Below are 314 nucleotides of genomic sequence, written 5' to 3'. Positions count from 1 at the left end.
TCAATGCGACTCATCACACGAGCGATTGTGTCATGGCGAGGGATACCTTGCTCAAGAGGAACGTACTTCCTGAGCCAATCTAATCTATCATGGCCAAAATCTTCAATATCTTCCCAGCCTTGGCACCCAGATATGACAGCGCTGACAGCTAAGAATATGATATCAAAAAGTTTATGGACAACTTTACCCTGCTGGCGAGGGTCGTCAATTGATTCGAAATATTTAAATAGTTGAATATCAGGCATGGGGGCTCCTTAAAAAGGAGTATAAGATCATACTTTTAAGTCAAGGTAAAGTTCGTGATCTTGCCCTGG

1 protein-coding gene is annotated in these 314 nt (G+C 42.7%); it reads right to left on the bottom strand.

Annotated elements, in window-relative coordinates:
- On the bottom strand, positions 1–245 hold a 245-nt coding region (locus tag H5183_RS21535; RefSeq protein WP_182732694.1), incomplete at its 3' end, for a transposase family protein.
- Between the last annotated feature and the right edge of the window lie 69 nt (positions 246–314).

It is taken from the genome of Pseudoalteromonas sp. SR44-8 (assembly GCF_014163635.1).
GTDB classification, from domain to species: Bacteria; Pseudomonadota; Gammaproteobacteria; order Enterobacterales; family Alteromonadaceae; genus Pseudoalteromonas; species Pseudoalteromonas rhizosphaerae.
The sequence above is the reverse complement of the archived record's forward strand: the minus strand, read 5'-3'. Positions and strand labels throughout refer to the sequence as shown.